Annotated in this window: 1 protein-coding gene; it reads left to right on the top strand. The window is 46.3% G+C overall.

Features of this window, described 5'->3' with window-relative positions:
- Nucleotides 1–194, top strand: a 194-nt coding sequence (locus HMPREF2958_RS07205; protein ID WP_246828076.1) for a ribonuclease domain-containing protein, incomplete at its 5' end; no start/stop codon positions are given.
- Nucleotides 195–294 lie beyond the last annotated feature (100 nt).

Below are 294 nucleotides of genomic sequence, written 5' to 3'. Positions count from 1 at the left end.
GGAATCCTATTACGTATACGGAAATGGATTTCATGGCGCCTCAACCGAAGATTGGTGAAAACGGTAAAGTTGAGTTGAAGCCTAACGGGAAGCCCGAGACGACTCGTGGTGATGACCGGTTGATAGTGGGGAGTAATGGCAGTATCTATTACAGCCCGGATCATTATCACACGTTTATCTTGATAGTAGAGTAAGGGAGAAAAATAACCATGGCTTACAAGCAGGTACGGTCTGCTGAGGAATTCATTGCCCCTTTGTTTATCCGTGAGAACGGGTACTGGGAGAACCATATGC

The sequence above is a fragment of the Rothia sp. HMSC036D11 genome, assembly GCF_001814205.1.
In the GTDB taxonomy this organism is placed as follows: Bacteria; Actinomycetota; Actinomycetes; order Actinomycetales; family Micrococcaceae; genus Rothia; species Rothia dentocariosa.
Note: the sequence above shows the minus strand (reverse complement) of the source record. Positions and strands in the feature narration are given on the sequence as shown.